This is a genomic window from Marilutibacter penaei (assembly GCF_014145395.1).
Taxonomy (GTDB): domain Bacteria; phylum Pseudomonadota; class Gammaproteobacteria; order Xanthomonadales; family Xanthomonadaceae; genus Marilutibacter; species Marilutibacter penaei.
In genome coordinates, this window is record NZ_JACHTE010000008.1 from 42,274 (window position 1) to 59,953 (window position 17,680).

Here is a 17,680-nt window from a genome sequence, read left to right on the forward strand (position 1 = left end):
GCCGGAAAGCGCGACGCCGCCCGGTTTCCCGGGCGGCGTCGCATCACCTGCGGTAGTGGCGGATGCTTACTCGGCGTCGGCCGGGCCGGGCTCCGCGCCCGGGACCGCGCTGTCGTCGGCTTCCGGCGCCAGTCCGCGCTTGACCAGCAGGGGCTCGATCTGCGGGTCGTGTCCGGCGAAGTCGCGGAACAGCTTCATCGCGTCCTGGCTGCCGCCCTGCGACAGCAGCGTGCTGCGGAAGTGGTCGCCGTTGGCGCGGGTCAGGCCACCGTTCTGCTCGAACCACTGCACGCTGTTCGCGTCCAGTACCTCGGACCAGATGTAGGCGTAGTAGCCGGCGGAGTAGCCGCCCATGATGTGGCTGAAGTAGGGCGTCCGGTACCGCGGCGGCACCGGCGCGTAGTTGATCCCGTCCGCCGACAGCGCGTCGGACTCGAACTTCATCACGCCCGAGGCCGCCGGCACCTGGCTGGCGCCGATCTGGTGCCAGCGCTGGTCCAGCATCGCCGCACCGAGGTATTCGGTGGTGGCGAAGCCCTGGTTGAACTTCGAGGTCGCCAGCACCTTGTCGAGCAGCGCCTGCGGCATGGCGGCACCGGTCTGGTAGTGCTTGGCGTAGTTGGCCAGGATCTCCGGCCAGTCGGCCCACATCTCGTTGACCTGCGAGGGGTACTCGACGAAGTCGCGCGGAACGCTGGTGCCGCTGAAGTACGGGTACTGGACGTCCGAGAACATGCCATGCAGCGCGTGGCCGAACTCGTGGAACATCGTGGTGACCTCGTCCCAGGTCAGCAGGGTCGGCTCGCCGGCCGGCGGCTTGGGAATGTTCTGGTGGTTGGCCACCACCGGCTTGTCGCCGGACAGACCGGACTGGGACACGTAGGAGTTCATCCATGCGCCACCGCGCTTGGAGTCACGCGCGTACGGATCGAAGATGAAGATCGCCAGCTGGCTGCCGTCCTCGTTGAAGACGTCGTAGGTCCAGGTGTCCGGGTGGTACTTCGGCAGGTCGGTCCGCTGCTTGAAGGACAGTCCGTACAGCTTGCCGGCCGCGAAGAAGACGCCATTCTCAAGCACGTTCTTCATTTCGAGATAGGGCTTGAGCTGCGACTCGTCGAAGTCGTACTTCGCCGCGCGCACCTTCTCGGTGTAGTAGGCCCAGTCCCATGGCTCGAGCTTGAAGCTCGGCATGCCCTTGGCGGTCTGTTCCTCGTCGATCATGGCCTGCAGGTCGGCGGCCTCGCGACGGGCGTTGGCGACCGCCGCCGGCGCCAGCTGGCCGAGCATCGCGTTCACCGCTTCCGGCGTCTTGGCGGTCTGGTCCTCGAGGCCGTAGGCAGCGTGGTTCGGATATCCGAGCAGGTTGGCGCGCTCGGCGCGCAGCGTCATCATCCGCGAGACGATGGCGGTGGTGTCGAACTCGCCCCCGTTGCTGCCGCGGTTGACCGAGGCTTCGTGGATGCGGTGGCGCAGTCCGCGGTTGCTCAGCTGCGACAGCGGCGGCTGCCCGGTGGTGTTGAGCAGGGTGATCGCGTACTTGCCATCGTGCCCGCGCTCCTTGGCGATGCGCGCGGCGGTGGCGATCTGCGATTCGGTCAGGCCATCGAGCTCGGCGACATCGTCGACGATCACCGCCGAAGCGTTCACTTCCTTCAGGACGTTGTCGCTGAACTGCGTGCCGAGCTGGGCCATCTCGGCGTTCATCGCCTTCAGCTTCGCCTTGTCGGCATCATCGAGCTTGGCGCCGGCACGCACGAAACCGGTGTGGTAACGCTCGATCAGTCGCACGCCCTCGGCGTCCAGGCCCAGCGAATCACGCTGCTTGTACAGGGTGTCCACGCGCTCGAACAGTTTGCCGTTCAGGCTGATCGCGTCCTGGTGCGCCGCGAACTTCGGTGCGTACTCCGCGCGCAGCGCGTTGCGGGTGTCGTTGGTATCGGTGCCGACCAGGTTGAAGAACACGGTTGTCGCGCGGTCGAGGACGTCGCCGCTCTTCTCCATCGCGAGGATGGTGTTGTCGAAGCTCGGGGCCTCCGGGTTGTTGGCGATCGCCTCGATCTCCTGCAGGTGCCGGGCCATGCCCTGGTCGAATGCCGGCGCGAAATCGGCGTCCTTGATCCGGTCGAACTGCGGGTAGTGCAGCGGGAGTGGGCTTTCGGAGAAGAACGGATTGGCGGTCTGGCTCACGGCGGTACCGGTATCGGCAGTCTGGGCGGGGGTGGGAGCGGCGACGGCAGCAAGCGCCACGGCCACGGCCAGTACGAGCGGGTGTTTCATCGGAACGCACCTTGTCATGGGTATCCAGCCAGCCTAACCGATGCGGCGCTCGGCGCACGCATGACGAAAGGCATGGCCCGACCGCCCCTGTCCATGTTGCGATGCGGCACGGCACTTGAGGCGCGCCCGTGCTTGCGGCATCGTCGCCGTACGGGACGCCGGGGACGCAGCGCGGGCGTCGTCATCACTGGAGCGTGCAGCCATGAACGACTTGCATCCCCGAAGGGCCCGCGGCGCTGGCCGCCTGTTCCACCTCGGCATCCTGCTGGCCGGCCTGGCCCTGCCCGCGGCCGCAGCCGGGCCGTTGCGCTACGTGGCGCTGGTCGACGACGGACGGCAGGCGGGCGAGCAGGTCGTCACGCCGCAGGCCGACGGCTCGGTGGAGGTCGAGTTCATCTTCAAGGACAACGGCCGCGGGCCCGAGTTGAAGGAGCGCTACACGCTCGCGCCCGACGGCACCTTCCGCAGCTACCGCGTGGATGGCACGTCGACCTTCGGGGCCCCGGTCGAGGAGTCCTTCGAGCTCGTCGACGGCATCGCCCGCTGGACGTCGACCTCCGACGACGGGCGGCAGCCGGTGCCGGACGGCGCGCAGTACGCCCCCCTGGGCGGCTCGCCGGCGGTCCTGTCCGTGGCCATCCAGGCGCTGTCGAAGCGTCTCGACGGAAAGCTGCCGCTGATCCCGGGCGGAACCCTGACCATGCGGCCGGTGGAGGTCGCCAGCGTGGGCCGGGACGGGACGCGCCGTGACGTGCAGCTCGTTGCGCTGACCGGCCTCGGCCTGACGCCGACCTTCGCATGGACCACCACCGGCGAGGCCCCGCGCCTGTTCGCCTTCATCGCACCGGGCTGGGTCCAGATCATCGAACAGGGCTGGGAGTCGGATGCCGATGCGCTCGAGGCACGGCAGAAGGCTGCCGAAGGCAAGGTCCTCGCCGAGATGCGTTCACGCCTGGCCCATCCGGTGCCGGGGACGCTCCTGATCCGCAATGCCCGGGTGTTCGACAGCGAACACGCCCGGCTGGGAGGCGTCCACGACATCCTGGTCGAGCAGGGCCGGATCGTATCGATCAGCGACGCAGGGAGCGAGCAGGCGCCCGCCGACCAGGTCGTCGAAGCAGGCGGGCGCGTGCTGTTGCCCGGGCTGTTCGACAGCCATGGACACGTCGGCCGGTGGGATGGCGGGCTGAACCTTGCGAGCGGCGTCACCACCGTCCGCGACATGGGCAACGACAACGAGACCCTGCTGCAGTTGCGCAAGGATGCCGAAGCGGGCCGCATGATCATGCCGCGCATCGTCACTGCCGGCTTCCTGGAAGGCGAGAGCGACTTTTCCGCGCGCAACGGCTTCGTCGTCAGCGACCTGGCAGGTGCGAAGGAGGCCATCGACTGGTACGCCGCGCATGGCTACCCGCAGATCAAGATCTACAACTCCTTTCCGAAGGACGTGCTGCCGGAGACCGTGGCCTACGCGCACCAGAAAGGGCTGCGGGTGAGCGGACACGTGCCGGCCTTCATGCGCGCGCAGGATGTGGTCGACGCCGGCTTCGACGAGATCCAGCACATCAACCAGCTGCTGCTGAATTTCTTCGTCACGGACACCACCGATACCCGCACGCTCGAGCGCTTCTACCTGGTGGCCGAGAAGACCGCCGGCCTCGACCTGGACAGCGCGCCGGTGCGGGACTTCATCGACAGCTTGGTCGAGCACGACGTGGTGATCGACCCGACCCTGGCGACCTTCGAGTTCCTGCACCAGCGCGATGGCGAGATGTCCGGTGTGGTCGCGGATGTCGCCGACCACCTCCCGCCCGACATCCAGCGCCAGCGTCGTGCGGCGGAGATGGACATCCCGGACGATGCGACGGCGGCGCGGTACGACCGCAGCTTCGCCAAGCTGGTGGAGTTCGTCGGACGTGCGCATGCCGCCGGGGTGCCGGTCGTGGCCGGTACCGACGAGATCGTTGGGTTCACGCTGCAGCGGGAACTGGCGCTGTACGTGCAGGCCGGGCTGACGCCGGCGGAAGCCCTGCAGACCGCCACCTGGAACGCCGCCCGGTATGCCCGCGTGCTGGATGACCGCGGCTCGATCGAGGTCGGCAAGCGGGCGGACCTGATCCTGGTGGAGGGCGACCCGACGGTGGACATCGGCGCCATCCGGCAGGTGGCCCTCGTCCTGCAGGGTGACCAGGCCTATTACCCCAGCGAGATCCACGAGGCGCTGGGGATCAGGCCCTTCGCGGCACCCTTGCGGCTGCAGGCGGCCGACCGCTGATCTGGGGGCAAAGGGGCAGGGGCGACCCGGTCCAGCGGTGGCGCATACGCCACGGTACGCAAACTTTAACGATGCGGTAACATCTGGCCCGACACGCGAAAACCGTGGGTGCCCTGCAGCGCCCGGGCCGTCAGGGGACGGTCCTGACCTCGACGCCACGCGTGCCCGGAGAGGCCTGCCGGCGCGTTTCCCACCTCCCAGACTGTCCTCCCGCTCCCGTCGACCCCGCCGAGGCCCCCATGACGTCCCATTGCGCCCTTGTCCGCCATTCCCTTTCGATCGCCATCGCCTCGACGCTGTTCATCGGCGGGCATGCCGGTGCCCAGGTCCAGGATCCCGCCGGCGCCACCGCGGAGACCGGTGAAGCGAAGACCCTCGACACCCTGGTGGTGACCGCCCAGCGCAAGGTCGAGAACGCGCAGGACGTGCCGATGTCGATCACCGCGGTGACGGCCGAGCAACTGGACGTCCTGGGTTCCAGCGGCGGCGACGTGCGCGTCCTGTCCGGGCGCGTGCCCAGCCTCAACGTCGAGTCCTCGTTCGGCCGCGCCTTCCCGCGCTTCTACATCCGGGGCTACGGCAACACCGATTTCCGCCTGAACACCTCGCAGCCGGTCTCGCTGGTCTATGACGACGTGGTCCAGGAGAACCCGATCCTCAAGGGCTTCCCGATGTTCGACCTGCAGCAGGTCGAGGTGCTGCGCGGCCCGCAGGGCTCGCTCTTCGGGCGCAACAGCCCCGCCGGCGTGGTCAAGTTCGACTCGGTGCGTCCGGACCAGGATGCCAGCGGCTACGGCAAGCTCGGCTACGGCAGCGATGGCATGGTGAACTTCGAGGGTGCGGTGGGCGGAGGACTCGGCGAGCGCTGGTCGGGCCGCGCGTCGGCCCTGTTCCAGCGCCGCGACGACTGGGTCGAGAACACCTTCGACGGCCCGAATGATGGCTTCGAGGGCTACGACGAGTCCGCCGCGCGCCTGCAGGCATTGTATGAAGGTGACGGGTTCGAGGCGCTGTTGAACGCGCATGCGCGCCATCTCAACGGCACTGCGCGGCTGTTCCGCGCCAACATCTTCAAGCCCGGCAGCAACGACCTCGTCGACGGTTTCGACCCGGAAGAGGTTTCGGTCGACGGATACAACCACTCCGAACTCGACAGCTTCGGCGGCAGTGCGCGCCTGCGCTGGGAACTGGACGGGTACACCCTCCACTCCATCACCGGCTTTGAGTCCGTCGAGACCTACAGCCGCGGCGACATCGATGGTGGTTATGGCGCGGTGTTCCTGCCGGTGTCCGGGCCGGGGGTGATCCCGTTCGCGTCGGAGACGGCCGACGGCATCCCGGACCACTCGCAGTGGACCCAGGAGCTGCGCATCGAGTCGAATACCGGCACGGCGTTCGACTGGCAGGCCGGCCTGTTCTATTTCGCCGAGGACTACGACGTCGAGAGCTTCAGCTACGACTCGCTGGCCGGTGGTATCCAGGATGGCTATGAACGTGTCCGCCAGACCAACGACTCCTGGGCGGTCTTCGCGGCTGCGACCTGGTCCGTCACGCCCGCATTCGAGCTGCGCGGTGGCCTGCGTTACACGTGGGACGAGAAGGACCTGACCGTCGAGGAGTACTGGAACAACACCTTCGCGGGGTGCGTGCTGGCGGGCCTGTGCACGATCGCCGACCTGGCGGCCGCCGAGCCCGACGGCGACCTGTCGGCCTCGCCCGAAGACAACAAACTGAGCTGGGACCTGTCGGGCACCTGGGCGGTCAACGAGGACCTGAACGTGTACGCCCGCGTCGCCACCGGCTACCGCGGCAGCAGCATCCAGGCCGCAGGTGCCTTCAACGCCAAGTCAGTCGCCGGGCCGGAGACCTCGACGGCCATCGAGGCGGGCCTGAAGGCCGATTTCTGGGATAACCGCGCACGCATCAATGCAGGTGTCTTCTACTACGAGGTCAAGGACCAGCAGTTGACCGCGGTCGGCGGCAGCGCCAATGCCAACATCCTGCTCAATGCCGAGAAGAGCACCGGCCGCGGGTTCGAGCTGGACATGCAGGCCTGGCTGACCGACAACCTGCTGGTCACCCTGGGCAGCAGCTACAACGACACCGAGATCGAGGACCGCGACCTGGCGGTCTCGGTCTGCGCCGCCTGCACGGTGACCGACCCGCTCGACGCGGCGGGCAAGGCCCTGATCGACGGCAACCCGTTGCCGCAGGCGCCGGAGTGGAGCCACAACCTGACCCTGCGCTGGGGACTGCCCACCGACAACGGCGAGTTCTACGCGTTGACCGACTGGTCCTACCGCAGCGAGGTCAACTTCTTCCTCTACGAATCCGAGGAGTTCACCGGCAAGTCGCTGGTCGAGGGCGGACTGCGCCTCGGGTACAACTGGAACTACGGCCAGTACGACGTCGCCGTGTTCGGTCGCAACATCCTCGACGAGGTGCAGGCGGTCGGTGGCATCGACTTCAACAACCTCACCGGCTTCATCAACGAGCCGCGCCTGTACGGCGTCGAGTTCAAGGCGAGCTTCTGACATCGCGGAAGGCGTTTCCGAGAGGGGAGACCGGAGGGCCGTGGCGGGGTATGCTGCGGCCTTGCCGCCCCGGATGTTCTGCCCATGACGAGCGCCTATGATTTCAACGCCACCGCGCTGGACGGCGATGCGCTGCCCCTGGATGCATGGCGGGGCCAGCCCCTGTTGATCGTCAACGTGGCATCGAAATGCGGTTTCACGCCGCAGTACGAGGGGCTGGAGCAGCTCTGGCACGACTACGGTCCGCGTGGCCTCGTGGTGCTGGGCTTTCCCTGTGACCAGTTCGGACACCAGGAGCCGGGCGACGCGGCAGCGATCCGTGAATTCTGTTCGCTCAATTACGGCGTTTCATTCCCGCTTTCGGCGAAGGTCGAGGTCAATGGCGACGACGCGCACCCCTTGTGGCGCTGGCTGAAGTCCCGGAAGGGTGGGGTACTGGGCATCGATGCGATCAAATGGAACTTCACGAAGTTCCTGGTCGGGCGCGACGGGCAGGTCATCGAGCGCTATGCCCCGACGACCAAGCCCGGACAGCTGCGTGGCGACATCGAACGGGCACTCGGAACGGACTGACGGAGACCGAGGCATGGAACGCCCCTACACGATCGAGTACGAACACCACGCAGGCACGCTGTCGGCGCGCGTGTCAGGCGTGAACGGCCTGCTGTCGACGACCCTGGCGTACTGGCAGGACATCGCGAGCGAAGTCCGGCGGTTGACGCCCAAGGCGCTGCTGGTGATCGACCAGATGGAGGGCGCGGTGCCCCCGCCAGACGAACTCATGCTCCTCGTGGACGCGCTGGTGGGACAGGGCTTCGAGGGGGTCCGCGTGGCCTACGTGGAATCCGATCCCGAACAGATCCCCGAGGTCGAGATGGCGGAGATACTTGCCCGCGAGCGGGGGTACCAGATCCGCGTGTTCGGCGATGCAGCGACCGCACGCGTCTGGTTGCAGTACGGGACCGGCTGACGCGAGCCTACTTCTCGACGAACGCGCGCTCGAAGACGTAGCTGCCCGGCGTCCCGATGCGCGGCGCGGCGGTGAATCCGCGGCCATCGAGCAGGGCCCTGAAGTCCGCCAGCATGGCGGGGCTGCCGCATACCATGGCGCGGTCGTGTTCCGCGTCCAATGGCTCGATGCCGAGGTGCTCCATCATCTGGCCGCTGGCCATCAGGTCGGTCATGCGCCCGCGGTGGTCGTGGCCCTGGAACGTGAAAGGCTCCCGGGTGACCGCCGGGTAGTACAGCAAGCGGTCCCGCAGGATGTCGCCAAGCAGTTCGTGGCGGGGCAGTTCGTTGACGATGTAGTCGCGATACGCGAGGTCCTTCGCTTCGCGAACGCCGTGGCAGAGCACGACCTTTTCGAACCGCTCGTAGGTCTCCGGATCCTTGATGACCGAGAGCCAGGGCGCGAAGCCGGTGCCGGTCCCCAGCAGGTAGAGGTTGCGGCCGGGATGCAGGTCGCTGATGAGCAGCGTGCCGGTGGGCTTGCGCCCGATGAGCAGGCTGTCGCCGGCCCGGATGTGCTGCAGGCGCGAGGTCAACGGCCCGTTGGCCACCTTGATGCTGAAGAACTCGAGCTGTTCTTCCCAGTTTGCGCTGGCGATGGAATAGGCGCGCAGGAGCGGCTTGCCCTCGACCTCCAACCCGATCATCACGAACTGCCCGTTCTCGAAACGGAAGCCATCGTCACGGGTGGTGGTGAAGCTGAAATAGTCGTCCGTCCAGTGGCGGACGTCCAGCACGGTCTCGGTGCCGAAGGCTGCGGACATGGGCGTGTGGGGTGGGGGTGGGCGAAAACCGCGATTCTACGCGAATGCCTCCGCGCGTGCCCTGTCGGAAAGGCCAGAGGGCGCAGGCGTGGGGCCGTCAGCGGTAGCCGGCCGCCTGCAGTTCGAACAGTTCGGCATAACGACCGCCCGCCGCCATCAGGGCTTCATGGGTGCCACTGTCCTCGAGCCGGCCCTCGGCGAGCACCAGGATCCGGTCGGCCATGCGCACGCTGCTGAATCGATGGGAAATCAGCACCGCGGTTCGCTGGTCGGAGAGTTCCTTGAACCGCTTGAAGACCTCGAACTCGGCACGGGCATCGAGGGCGGCAGTGGGCTCGTCGAGGATCATCACCTGCGCGTCGCGCATGTAGGCGCGCGCGATGGCGATCTTCTGCCACTGGCCGCCGGACAGGTCGACGCCCGTCTTGAAACGTCGTCCGATCACCTGGTCATAGCCCTGCGGCAGGGCCTCGATGACCTCGTCGGCCATCGCTCGGCGCGCCGCTTCCCGGATGCGGGGCGCATCGTCCATCGCGTCCAGTTGCCCGACGCCGATGTTCTCGCCGGCGGTCAGGTGGTAGCGGACGAAGTCCTGGAAGATCACCCCGATGTTCGCCCGGAGCTGGTCCAGGTCGTACTCCCGCAGGTCGTGGCCGTCCAGCAGGATGCGACCCTCGTCGGGATCGTAGAGGCGCGCCAGCAGCTTGACGAAAGTGGTCTTGCCCGCCCCGTTCTCACCGACCAGGGCCAGCACTTCGCCCGCGCGCAGTTCGCAGTCGAGGCCGCGCAGCGCCCAGCGTTCCGCCCCGGGGTAACGGAAGCCGACGTTCTCGAACACGAAGCCCTCGCGGATCGGCACGGGCACCGGGCGCGGATCGGGCGGGGAGGTGATCTCCGGCTCGATCGCGAAGAAGGAGAACAGGTCGTCCAGGTACAGCGCCTGTCCCGCGACCTGCGAGAAGCCGACCAGCAGGCCCTCGAGCAGTTGCCGCAGGCGCAGGAAGCTCCCGGCGAGGAAGGTCAGGTCGCCGATGCTGAAGTCGCCGCGCACCGTGCGCCACGCGATGTACGCGTACGCCACGTAGTAGCCCAGCGAACCGAGGGCGGCGAGCAGCGTGCCCCACGCGGCGCGGCGCCTCGCCAGCGAGCGGTTGGCAAGGTAGAACCGCTCCGCCAGTGCCCTGTAGCGGGCGACCAGGAAGCGGTGGAGGTTGAAGATCTTCACCTCCTTGGCGGTTTCCACGCTGGCGCCCATCTGCCGCACGTACTCGAGCTGGCGGCGCTCGGGGGTCCATGCGAAATTGATCGAATAGCCCAGCGCGTTGAAGTGCGACTCACCCACGAACGCCGGCACCAGCGCGATCGCCAGCAGTACGATCAGCCACGGCGCGTAGACCAGCAGTCCCGCGGCGAAGGTCGCGACGGTGATGGCATCCTGGGCCTGGCCGAACAGCTGGCTCATCAGGTTCATCCGGCCCATGGTCTGGCGTCGCGCGCGGTCGAGCCGGTCCTGCAGGTCGGGATCCTCGAAGTCCTCCAGGTCCAGGGTGGCCGCATGCTCCATCAGCCGCACGCTGGTGGCATTGGTGAACAGTTCCGACAACAGGCCGTCCCCGTAGGACACCAGCCGGCCGATCAGGTCGGATGCGATCGCCAGGCCGAACTCCGCGGCGAGCAGCCAGCCCAGTGGCCGCAACTGCCCGCTGCGCCAGGCATCGTCGAAGGCTGCTGCAACGGCCCCGGTCTCCACCAGCGCCACGACCTCGTCGATGATCAGCTTGCCCACGTACAGCATCACGACCGGCAGCACGGCGCGGATCAGGCGCAGGCCCAGCGTCATCAGGGTCAGCCCCGGGCTCGCCTGCCAGATCTGCCTGAGGAAGGGGGGCAGGTTGCGCAATGCATCGAAGCGCTCGCGCAGGCTGGGGCGCGGCGACTGTGGCGGGGATGCCGTGGCGTGCATGGAGCCCTCCTGGACCGGCGTGCGCGCAGTGTAGCGTCGTGTCGCCGGATGCGAGCCCGCCGCCCGCGACGGCGCGGTTCAGTCGGGGCGGTCCACCGGCGCCTTCAGGGCGCGGGGCAGGTGCCAGCCGTACCTGAGCGCCGCCAGGCGCAGGCAGAAGCACAGCAGTACGCCGGCCATCGCGGTCATCGTGTCGGGAAGGGCGAGGGCGTGGCCGAGCGCGACCACGCTGGCACCGGACAGGGCCGCGACGGCATAGAGTTCCGCGCGCAGCACCAGTGGCACCTCGGCCAGCAACACGTCGCGCAGGATGCCGCCGCCGATGCCGGACAGCATGCCCAGGAAAGGCGCCATCATGGGGGAGATCCCGGCATCCAGGGCCTTGTCCGCCCCCGCGACCGCGAACACGGCCAGTCCCAGGGCATCGAACACCCGGACCGGATGCTGCATCCGTTCGATCAGGGGGCTCCAGCGGAAAGCGAGCAGTCCGGCGCTCAGCCAGATCGCGGGGTAGCGCCAGTCGCTGAGCGCCGCCGGGGGCACCGCGCCGATCAGCAGGTCGCGGAGGATGCCGCCCGCGCTGGCCGTGGCGAACGCCAGGACCAGCACGCCGAACAGGTCGAGGCGGCGGCGCGCGCCGAGCATGGCGCCACTAAGCGCGAACACGAACGTGCCGACGAGGTCGAGGACGAGCAGCAGCAGGTGCATGCAGCCATTGTGCCCCAGCCGCGTACGCCGTTACGCGTGATCGTCGAAACCATCCCGTTCGGGCGTACGCCTTCGTTGATCCCCGTGCTCAAGGGCCAGGGGCCAGGCGCCGCGCTAGAATATGCCCCCCACACGCCAGCCAGCCGACGCCGTGACCGCTCGCCAGCCCGTCTCCAGTACGCCCGTGTCGATCCGCCAGGACGACCTCATCCAGTCCGTCGCCGACGCCCTGCAGTACATCAGTTATTACCACCCGGTCGACTACATCCGGAACCTCGCCGCCGCGTACGAGCTGGAGGAGTCCCCGGCGGCCAAGGATGCGATGGCGCAGATCCTGATCAACTCGCGCATGTGCGCGGAGGGGCACCGTCCGATCTGCCAGGACACCGGCATCGTCACTGTCTTCCTCGAGATCGGCATGGCCGTCCGCTGGGATGACGCGACGATGGGCGTCGAGGACATGGTCAACGAGGGCGTCCGCCGCGCCTATGCCCACCCCGACAACAAGCTGCGTGCGAGCGTGCTGGCCGACCCGGCGGGCAGGCGCCAGAACACGAAGGACAACACGCCGGCCGTCGTCAACGTCAAGGTTGTCCCGGGCAATACCGTGGACGTGATCGTCGCGGCCAAGGGCGGCGGTTCGGAGGCCAAGTCCAAGTTCGCCATGCTCAACCCCTCCGACTCGATCGTCGACTGGGTGCTGAAGACCGTCCCGACCATGGGCGCCGGCTGGTGCCCGCCGGGCATGCTCGGCATCGGCATCGGCGGCACCGCGGAGAAGGCGATGCTGCTGGCGAAGGAATCGCTGATGGAGCCGATCGACATCACCGACCTGAAGGCCCGCGGTGCATCCAACCGGGCCGAAGAGCTGCGCCTGGAGTTGTTTGAAAAGGTCAACGCGCTGGGGATCGGCGCGCAGGGGCTGGGTGGCCTGACGACGGTGCTCGACATCAAGGTCAAGGACTATCCGACCCACGCGGCCAACCTGCCCGTCGCGATGATCCCCAACTGCGCGGCGACCCGCCACGCGCATTTCACCCTCGATGGCAGCGGTCCGGTCGCCTTGGACCCGCCGTCGCTTGAGGACTGGCCGTCGCTGACCTACAACCCGCAGAACGCGCGCCGTGTCGACCTCGACACGATCACCCGCGAAGAGGTCGTGAGCTTCAAGCCAGGCGAAGTGCTGCTGCTCAACGGCAAGCTGCTGACCGGCCGCGATGCCGCCCACAAGCGCATGGTCGACATGCTCAACCGGGGCGAGTCCCTCCCGGTCGACCTGGCGGGCCGCTTCATCTACTACGTCGGGCCGGTTGATCCGGTCGGCGACGAAGTGGTCGGCCCGGCCGGTCCGACGACGGCCACGCGCATGGACAAGTTCACCCGGCAGATGCTGGAGCAGACCGGCCTGCTGGGGATGGTCGGCAAGGCCGAGCGTGGCCCGGCGGCGATCGACGCGATCCGCGACAACCAGGCGGTCTACCTGATGGCGGTCGGTGGCTCGGCCTACCTGGTGTCCAAGGCGATCAAGGCCAGCAAGGTGCTCGCGTTCGAGGACCTCGGCATGGAGGCGATCTACGAGTTCGAGGTCAAGGACATGCCGGTCACCGTGGCCGTGGATGCGACCGGGGAATCGGTGCATCGCACCGGCCCACGCGAGTGGCAGGCCCGCATCGGCAAGATCCCGGTGGTGGTGGAGCCCGCATGAGCACGGTCCTGTATGGATCGCGCAGCACCGCCTCGCTGGTCGTGCATTGGCTGCTGATCGAGCTCGGCATCGACCATGAGCTGGTCATGCTCGATTTCGACAAGGGCGAGCAGAAGTCGGCGGCGTACCTTGCCGTGAATCCGCAGGGACGCGTTCCGACCCTCGTGATCGACGGCCAGGCGCTGACCGAGTCCGCTGCCATCGCGATGCACCTCGCCGACCTGCACCCGGAAGCGTGGCTGGCGCCGGAAGCCGGCACCCCCGCGCGCGCCGCTTACTACCGCTGGATGATGTTCTGCGCCTATACCCTGATGCCGGCGTTCCGTGCGTGGTTCTATCCCGCCGAACCGGCCGGTGAGGCGTGCATCGATCAAGTCCGGGAGCGGGCGAGGGCGACGATCGAAGCCGCATGGGACCAGCTCGACGCCCACCTGGCGACCCACGGTCCATGCCTGCTGGGCGAGCAGCCGTCCGCGGCCGACTTCGTGCTCACCATGCTGATGCGCTGGTCGCGCAACATGCCACGCCCGGCGGACAGCTGGCCCGCGCTGGGCCGATTGGCGCGGCGGATGAAGGACCGCCCGGCGTTCCGGGAGGTCTACGTTCGCGAGGGTCTCGACGACTGGGCCTGAGCGTCAGAGCTTGCCCACCAGCTCGCGCAGCATGCGACGCGTGCTGGCCTGCAGCAGGTAGGTCCGGGCCATCGACTCCAGTCCCGCCACGTTGGTGTCGCTGACGTCGTCGAGGTCGTCCAGGCCCGGCGTGAGTTCGGCCTGCATCCGGTAGTAGCCATCGCCCACCAGATGTCGCGCGATGTAATCGACCGAATCGGTATTGCCGTCGAAGAGGACGTCGATGATCGGGGAGGCCCATTCGAGCGCGCCCCACTCCCGCGCGTCCTTGAGCGGGATCGGCCGGTTGCGTTCGCCGGTACCGATGGACAGCACCACCAGGTCGTGCGCGCGGTCCAGGGCCCGGTCCTTCCGCATGGCTTCGGCGATCGCGCAGGCGGTCGGATTGTTGGCCACGATGCCCCCGTCTATCAGGGAGCACTTGTAGCCTTCCACGGTCATGCCGTGCGCGGGGAAGTACGTAGGCGCCGCGGTGGATGCGCGGCAGACTTCCCACATCGGCAGCGCGGCGTGGGCGGGCTTGAAACTCTTGAAGACCACCGGCGTGCGGTTGAGCGTGTCGTAGCTCGTGATCAGCAGGGGGATGCGCGCCTGGCCGAGCGTCGTGTCGCCAAAAACCTTCTTCAGCACTTTCTCGAGCCCCTTGCCATCGTACCGGGGCGCTGACGGGCCGTCGCTCAGGAGGCGTGACGCACGGGACCAGAGGCGACCCGTCATGCCCGGGAATATCGTGTGCCGTTGCGCGCGGTACAGCGCCGCGAGCTGGTCCGGGGAACGGCCTACCGCCAGGCCGCAGGCCACCAGCGCGCCGGTCGAACTGCCGGCCATGAGGTCGAAGTGCTTGAGCAGTCCCGGCTTCCCCGCCTGCTTCATGGCGTCTTCCACCCCCGACAGCCACAGGCTGCTGACCAGCCCGCGAATGCCACCGCCATCGAGCGACAGGATGCGACGGATCTTCATGGCATGCCTCCCTGGCAGCGCCCTGCAGCGCCGCCCTTGCAACCCCTGCGCACCCAGTCTAGCGCGTCGCCGTCAGTACCATTCCAGCATCGACACGCCCAGGCCGATGTAGGTCGCCCGGTGGTTGTAGTCGATCAGGCTCTCGCCATACCCGTCGAACACCTGCAGGTGCCCGCGCAGGTTGTTGTGGATGGGAAAGCCCCAGTCGAACTGCAGCGAGCCATGGGAGCGGTCGCCGCCGCGCAGCGAGTGCCGTCCGGTCAGCGAGAACTGGTGCCCCCCGTGCACGTAGACGAGGGTGGCGTCGCCGCGTCCGACGTAATCCTCGATATCGGGGTTGTTGTCGTCGCCCGCATCTTCGTCGATGCGCCACCACGGCCTCACCACCAGCGACCAGTCCTCGCGGTCGAAACCGACCTGTCCAACCACGCGGTTCCAGCTGCGGGACAGCGGATCCGCGCGCCCGTTCGACTGGTGGTTGAAGCCGATTCCGGCCAGGCGGCCGTTCCAGCCGAGAACCTCGTAGTTGTTGCGGAAGACCAGCATGACTTCCGGCTCGTAGTTGGTCTCCCGGAACGGGCGCGAGATGTCACCGTTGTAGACCTGCCAGCGCGAACTCTGGGTGTACCCCAGCCACACGTCGCCGTTCTCGCCGATGAGGTTCTCCCACGCCTTCATCTTGAAGCTCAGCTGGAACTTCGCCTCGAGGTCCTGCAGGCCGATCGGCTCCGTCACCGTGTTGGCGGAGTTCGGGGACTCCGGCGTGTCGTTCACGGAGGTCGTCCAGAACACCGGCAGCAGGTACGTGGGCTTGTACGCACGGAAGTTGAAGATGCCCAGCTTGGAGTTGCTGGCGAGCTCCCACCGGCTGTCGAGCAGGGACCCCTGGCCCGCATTCGCGATGGCCTGCTGCAGCGCGTCGTCGTGGGGGTACAGCTCGCTGCCTGCGGAGGGGGCGCTGGCCGCGGGCGTCGCATCCGGGACGACGGCCTCGCCGACCGCAAGGTTGTCCTGGATCGCGCGTGCCTCGCGCGCGGCGATATCGGCCTGCTCCGCATTGCGTGAGCCGCGGCCCAGCGCGCGGTCGTAGCAGGCAAGGCGTTCGGCGTCCGTCTCGATGGACACGCAGGCAGACGCCCCCGGTGCGGGGACGCCTGCGACCTGGGCGACGGCCGGAAGCGGCAGCGCGATCGCGAGCAGGGGACTGTAGAAGCAGGTACGGGAGAGAGGTGTCATTCCGGTCCGGACAGCATCAGAAGAAAAGTGCGAGAACGAAGAGGCCTAGCATCGCGAATGCCAGGCCGATCTTGAATACGGTGCCCACCAGTATGCCCAGCCAGGTGCCGATACCGACCCGCGCCGAGTGGCCCACGCGTCGTCCGTGGATCAGTTCGCCCAGCACGGCGCCCACGAACGGACCGACGAATATCCCGACCAGGCCGAAGAACAGGCCCACGATCGTGCCGACCATGGCGCCGATGATCGCGAGCCGGCTCGCGCCGACGCGCTTGGCGCCCAGCGCGGTGGCCAGCACGTCCACGAGCAGGGACAACACGGTCATCAGGCCCAATGCCAGCAGAGGCATCCAGCCTACGTGGGCAAAATCGCCTGCCCATGCCGCCAGCAACATGCCGATGAAAACCAGTGGCACGCCGGGCAATGCCGGCAGCACGGTGCCGGCGATACCGATCACAATCAGGAGTGCCGCGAGCGTGTAATAGAGCGTTTGGATGTCCAACGTCAGCCGTCCGGAAGTGTCTGTGGCGCGCTTGTCGGGAGCGAATGCGAGCCGATTGCATTTTCACATGGTGCGGGGTAATTTGCGGATGCTGCGTTTGCCAGGGTCACCGTGAATCGTGGCCTGATGCGGTTGATCATTGATCCGCTACATCGTTGCACCTCGCTTCCTCCTTGCAACCAGCACCTCGCAAACCGCGATGTCCACCCTACGTTCCAAGGAGCAAGTCAAAAATGTCCGATCGCGAAACCGGTACCGTCAAGTGGTTCAATGATGCCAAGGGCTTCGGCTTCATCAGCCGCGAGAATGGCGAAGACGTGTTCGTCCACTTCCGCGCCATCCAGACCCAGGGCTTCAAGAGCCTGCAGGAAGGCCAGAAGGTCAGCTTCACCGTGGTCCAGGGCCAGAAGGGCCTGCAGGCCGACGCGGTCGAGCCGTTGTAAGACCGACCCGTCCCCGGCCTTGGCCGGGAGCGGACGGAAGACCCGGCCTTGAGCCGGGTCTTCTTCGTTAAGGGGGCCGATTCGCTGCGGGGGCCAGCGGCCCAGCAATGCGCGAGCCGGCGCGCCATCACCGTGCCAGGAGGCGGCCGTTGCTGACGCGCACCGGCGAGCCGACCTGCAGTCCGCCCATGCTGTCGACCGTCACCCGGGCGCTGCGACCGTCGTCCATGCGGACCTGCACGTCGTAGCGGGTTTCGTTCGCGCTCTGTATGGCATTGCCCGCCGCCGCACCCGCGGCTGCACCCGCCACGGTGGCGGTGTTGCGGCGCCCCTTGCTTTCGTCGTCGGCCAGCTCACGCCCGGCGACGGCGCCGACAATGCCGCCGAGGATCGCGCCGGTGGCGGAGGGAGCGCCCTGCGTCCGGATGGGTTGGATGCCGGTGATCACGCCACAGTCGTAACAGCGGGCCGGCGTGCCGTACGAAGACGGGCTGCCATAGCTGCTCCCGCCACTGCCGTAGCCTGAGGTGGCGCAGCCGCTAAGCGCCAGTGCACTGGCAGCCGCCAGGCCGAGCACGGAAAGGGTGGACGTCGATTGTTTCATGCAGGCCTCCGTCGGATGGGGGCGGCACATGCCGCGCCCCCATGCTCCGAACGGGCCGATGAACGTGCG

Annotated in this window: 15 protein-coding genes; 7 read left to right on the forward strand and 8 right to left on the reverse strand. The window is 67.6% G+C overall.

The window, feature by feature from the left end:
• Positions 1–66: 66 nt before the first annotated feature.
• Entirely contained in the window at positions 67–2,277 is a 2,211-nt protein-coding gene (locus H4F99_RS11715) for a M3 family metallopeptidase (protein ID WP_182669933.1), read from the reverse strand.
• Positions 2,278–2,479: 202 nt separating this feature from the next.
• On the opposite strand from H4F99_RS11715, the gene H4F99_RS11720 reads away from it, so the two are divergent.
• The 4 genes from H4F99_RS11720 to H4F99_RS11735 all read left to right on the forward strand — a co-directional run bounded on the left by H4F99_RS11720 (position 2,480) and on the right by H4F99_RS11735 (position 8,056).
• Positions 2,480–4,552, forward strand: coding sequence for an amidohydrolase family protein (locus H4F99_RS11720; RefSeq protein ID WP_182669934.1), 2,073 nt, complete (start codon positions 2,480–2,482; stop codon positions 4,550–4,552).
• A gap of 239 nt (positions 4,553–4,791) precedes the next feature.
• The gene (locus H4F99_RS11725) at positions 4,792–7,086 is read left to right on the forward strand and encodes a TonB-dependent receptor (RefSeq protein ID WP_182669935.1); all 2,295 of its coding nucleotides are present in this window, start codon (positions 4,792–4,794) and stop codon (positions 7,084–7,086) included.
• Positions 7,087–7,170: 84 nt separating this feature from the next.
• A complete protein-coding gene (locus tag H4F99_RS11730) occupies positions 7,171–7,659 on the forward strand; it encodes a glutathione peroxidase (protein ID WP_182669936.1) in 489 nt (162 codons plus the stop codon).
• A gap of 13 nt (positions 7,660–7,672) precedes the next feature.
• Positions 7,673–8,056, forward strand: coding sequence for a hypothetical protein (locus H4F99_RS11735; protein ID WP_182669937.1), 384 nt, complete (start codon positions 7,673–7,675; stop codon positions 8,054–8,056).
• Between the two features lie 7 nt (positions 8,057–8,063).
• Here H4F99_RS11735 and H4F99_RS11740 read toward each other — a convergent pair whose 3' ends face one another.
• From H4F99_RS11740 to H4F99_RS11750, 3 genes are all read right to left on the reverse strand, one after another.
• Positions 8,064–8,858, reverse strand: coding sequence for a ferredoxin--NADP reductase (locus tag H4F99_RS11740; protein ID WP_182669938.1), 795 nt, complete (start codon positions 8,856–8,858; stop codon positions 8,064–8,066).
• A 97-nt stretch (positions 8,859–8,955) separates the two neighbouring features.
• Positions 8,956–10,821, reverse strand: coding sequence for an ABC transporter ATP-binding protein (locus tag H4F99_RS11745; protein WP_182669939.1), 1,866 nt, complete (start codon positions 10,819–10,821; stop codon positions 8,956–8,958).
• Between the two features lie 78 nt (positions 10,822–10,899).
• Entirely contained in the window at positions 10,900–11,529 is a 630-nt protein-coding gene (locus H4F99_RS11750) for a trimeric intracellular cation channel family protein (protein WP_182669940.1), read from the reverse strand.
• 184 nt (positions 11,530–11,713) lie between these two features.
• On the opposite strand from H4F99_RS11750, the gene H4F99_RS11755 reads away from it, so the two are divergent.
• Together H4F99_RS11755 and H4F99_RS11760 are read left to right on the forward strand one after the other, a co-directional pair.
• Entirely contained in the window at positions 11,714–13,234 is a 1,521-nt protein-coding gene (locus tag H4F99_RS11755) for a FumA C-terminus/TtdB family hydratase beta subunit (RefSeq protein ID WP_182669941.1), read from the forward strand.
• Entirely contained in the window at positions 13,231–13,866 is a 636-nt protein-coding gene (locus H4F99_RS11760) for a glutathione S-transferase family protein (protein ID WP_182669942.1), read from the forward strand. The genes H4F99_RS11755 and H4F99_RS11760 overlap by 4 nt, the downstream gene beginning before the upstream one ends.
• Positions 13,867–13,869: 3 nt before the next feature.
• On the opposite strand, the gene H4F99_RS11765 is transcribed toward H4F99_RS11760, so the two are convergent.
• From H4F99_RS11765 to H4F99_RS11775, 3 genes are all read right to left on the reverse strand, one after another.
• Positions 13,870–14,826 carry a patatin-like phospholipase family protein gene (locus H4F99_RS11765; protein WP_182669943.1) on the reverse strand — a complete coding sequence of 319 codons (957 nt, stop codon included), beginning with the start codon at positions 14,824–14,826 and terminating at the stop codon, positions 13,870–13,872.
• A gap of 72 nt (positions 14,827–14,898) precedes the next feature.
• A complete protein-coding gene (locus tag H4F99_RS11770) occupies positions 14,899–16,062 on the reverse strand; it encodes a phospholipase A (RefSeq protein WP_182669944.1) in 1,164 nt (387 codons plus the stop codon).
• Positions 16,063–16,078: 16 nt separating this feature from the next.
• Positions 16,079–16,564, reverse strand: coding sequence for a DUF456 domain-containing protein (locus tag H4F99_RS11775; RefSeq protein WP_182669945.1), 486 nt, complete (start codon positions 16,562–16,564; stop codon positions 16,079–16,081).
• A gap of 233 nt (positions 16,565–16,797) precedes the next feature.
• Between H4F99_RS11775 and H4F99_RS11780 the strand changes: the two genes are divergently transcribed.
• Positions 16,798–17,007, forward strand: a complete 210-nt coding sequence (locus tag H4F99_RS11780; protein WP_141518587.1) for a cold-shock protein — start codon at positions 16,798–16,800, stop codon at positions 17,005–17,007.
• A 127-nt stretch (positions 17,008–17,134) separates the two neighbouring features.
• On the opposite strand, the gene H4F99_RS11785 is transcribed toward H4F99_RS11780, so the two are convergent.
• Positions 17,135–17,611, reverse strand: a complete 477-nt coding sequence (locus tag H4F99_RS11785) for a glycine zipper 2TM domain-containing protein (protein ID WP_182669946.1) — start codon at positions 17,609–17,611, stop codon at positions 17,135–17,137.
• Positions 17,612–17,680: the final 69 nt, after the last annotated feature.

What these genes read in the sequence shown, in the direction of transcription:
- H4F99_RS11715 (WP_182669933.1), bottom strand. Translation starts at nt 2,277, where the DNA reads ATGAAACACCCGCTCGTACTGGCCGTGGCCGTGGCGCTTGCTGCCGTC.
- H4F99_RS11720 (WP_182669934.1), top strand. Translation starts at nt 2,480, where the DNA reads ATGAACGACTTGCATCCCCGAAGGGCCCGCGGCGCTGGCCGCCTGTTC.
- H4F99_RS11725 (WP_182669935.1), top strand. Translation starts at nt 4,792, where the DNA reads ATGACGTCCCATTGCGCCCTTGTCCGCCATTCCCTTTCGATCGCCATC.
- H4F99_RS11730 (WP_182669936.1), top strand. Translation starts at nt 7,171, where the DNA reads ATGACGAGCGCCTATGATTTCAACGCCACCGCGCTGGACGGCGATGCG.
- H4F99_RS11735 (WP_182669937.1), top strand. Translation starts at nt 7,673, where the DNA reads ATGGAACGCCCCTACACGATCGAGTACGAACACCACGCAGGCACGCTG.
- H4F99_RS11740 (WP_182669938.1), bottom strand. Translation starts at nt 8,858, where the DNA reads ATGTCCGCAGCCTTCGGCACCGAGACCGTGCTGGACGTCCGCCACTGG.
- H4F99_RS11745 (WP_182669939.1), bottom strand. Translation starts at nt 10,821, where the DNA reads ATGCACGCCACGGCATCCCCGCCACAGTCGCCGCGCCCCAGCCTGCGC.
- H4F99_RS11750 (WP_182669940.1), bottom strand. Translation starts at nt 11,529, where the DNA reads ATGCACCTGCTGCTGCTCGTCCTCGACCTCGTCGGCACGTTCGTGTTC.
- H4F99_RS11760 (WP_182669942.1), top strand. Translation starts at nt 13,231, where the DNA reads ATGAGCACGGTCCTGTATGGATCGCGCAGCACCGCCTCGCTGGTCGTG.
- H4F99_RS11765 (WP_182669943.1), bottom strand. Translation starts at nt 14,826, where the DNA reads ATGAAGATCCGTCGCATCCTGTCGCTCGATGGCGGTGGCATTCGCGGG.
- H4F99_RS11770 (WP_182669944.1), bottom strand. Translation starts at nt 16,062, where the DNA reads ATGACACCTCTCTCCCGTACCTGCTTCTACAGTCCCCTGCTCGCGATC.
- H4F99_RS11780 (WP_141518587.1), top strand. Translation starts at nt 16,798, where the DNA reads ATGTCCGATCGCGAAACCGGTACCGTCAAGTGGTTCAATGATGCCAAG.
- H4F99_RS11785 (WP_182669946.1), bottom strand. Translation starts at nt 17,611, where the DNA reads ATGAAACAATCGACGTCCACCCTTTCCGTGCTCGGCCTGGCGGCTGCC.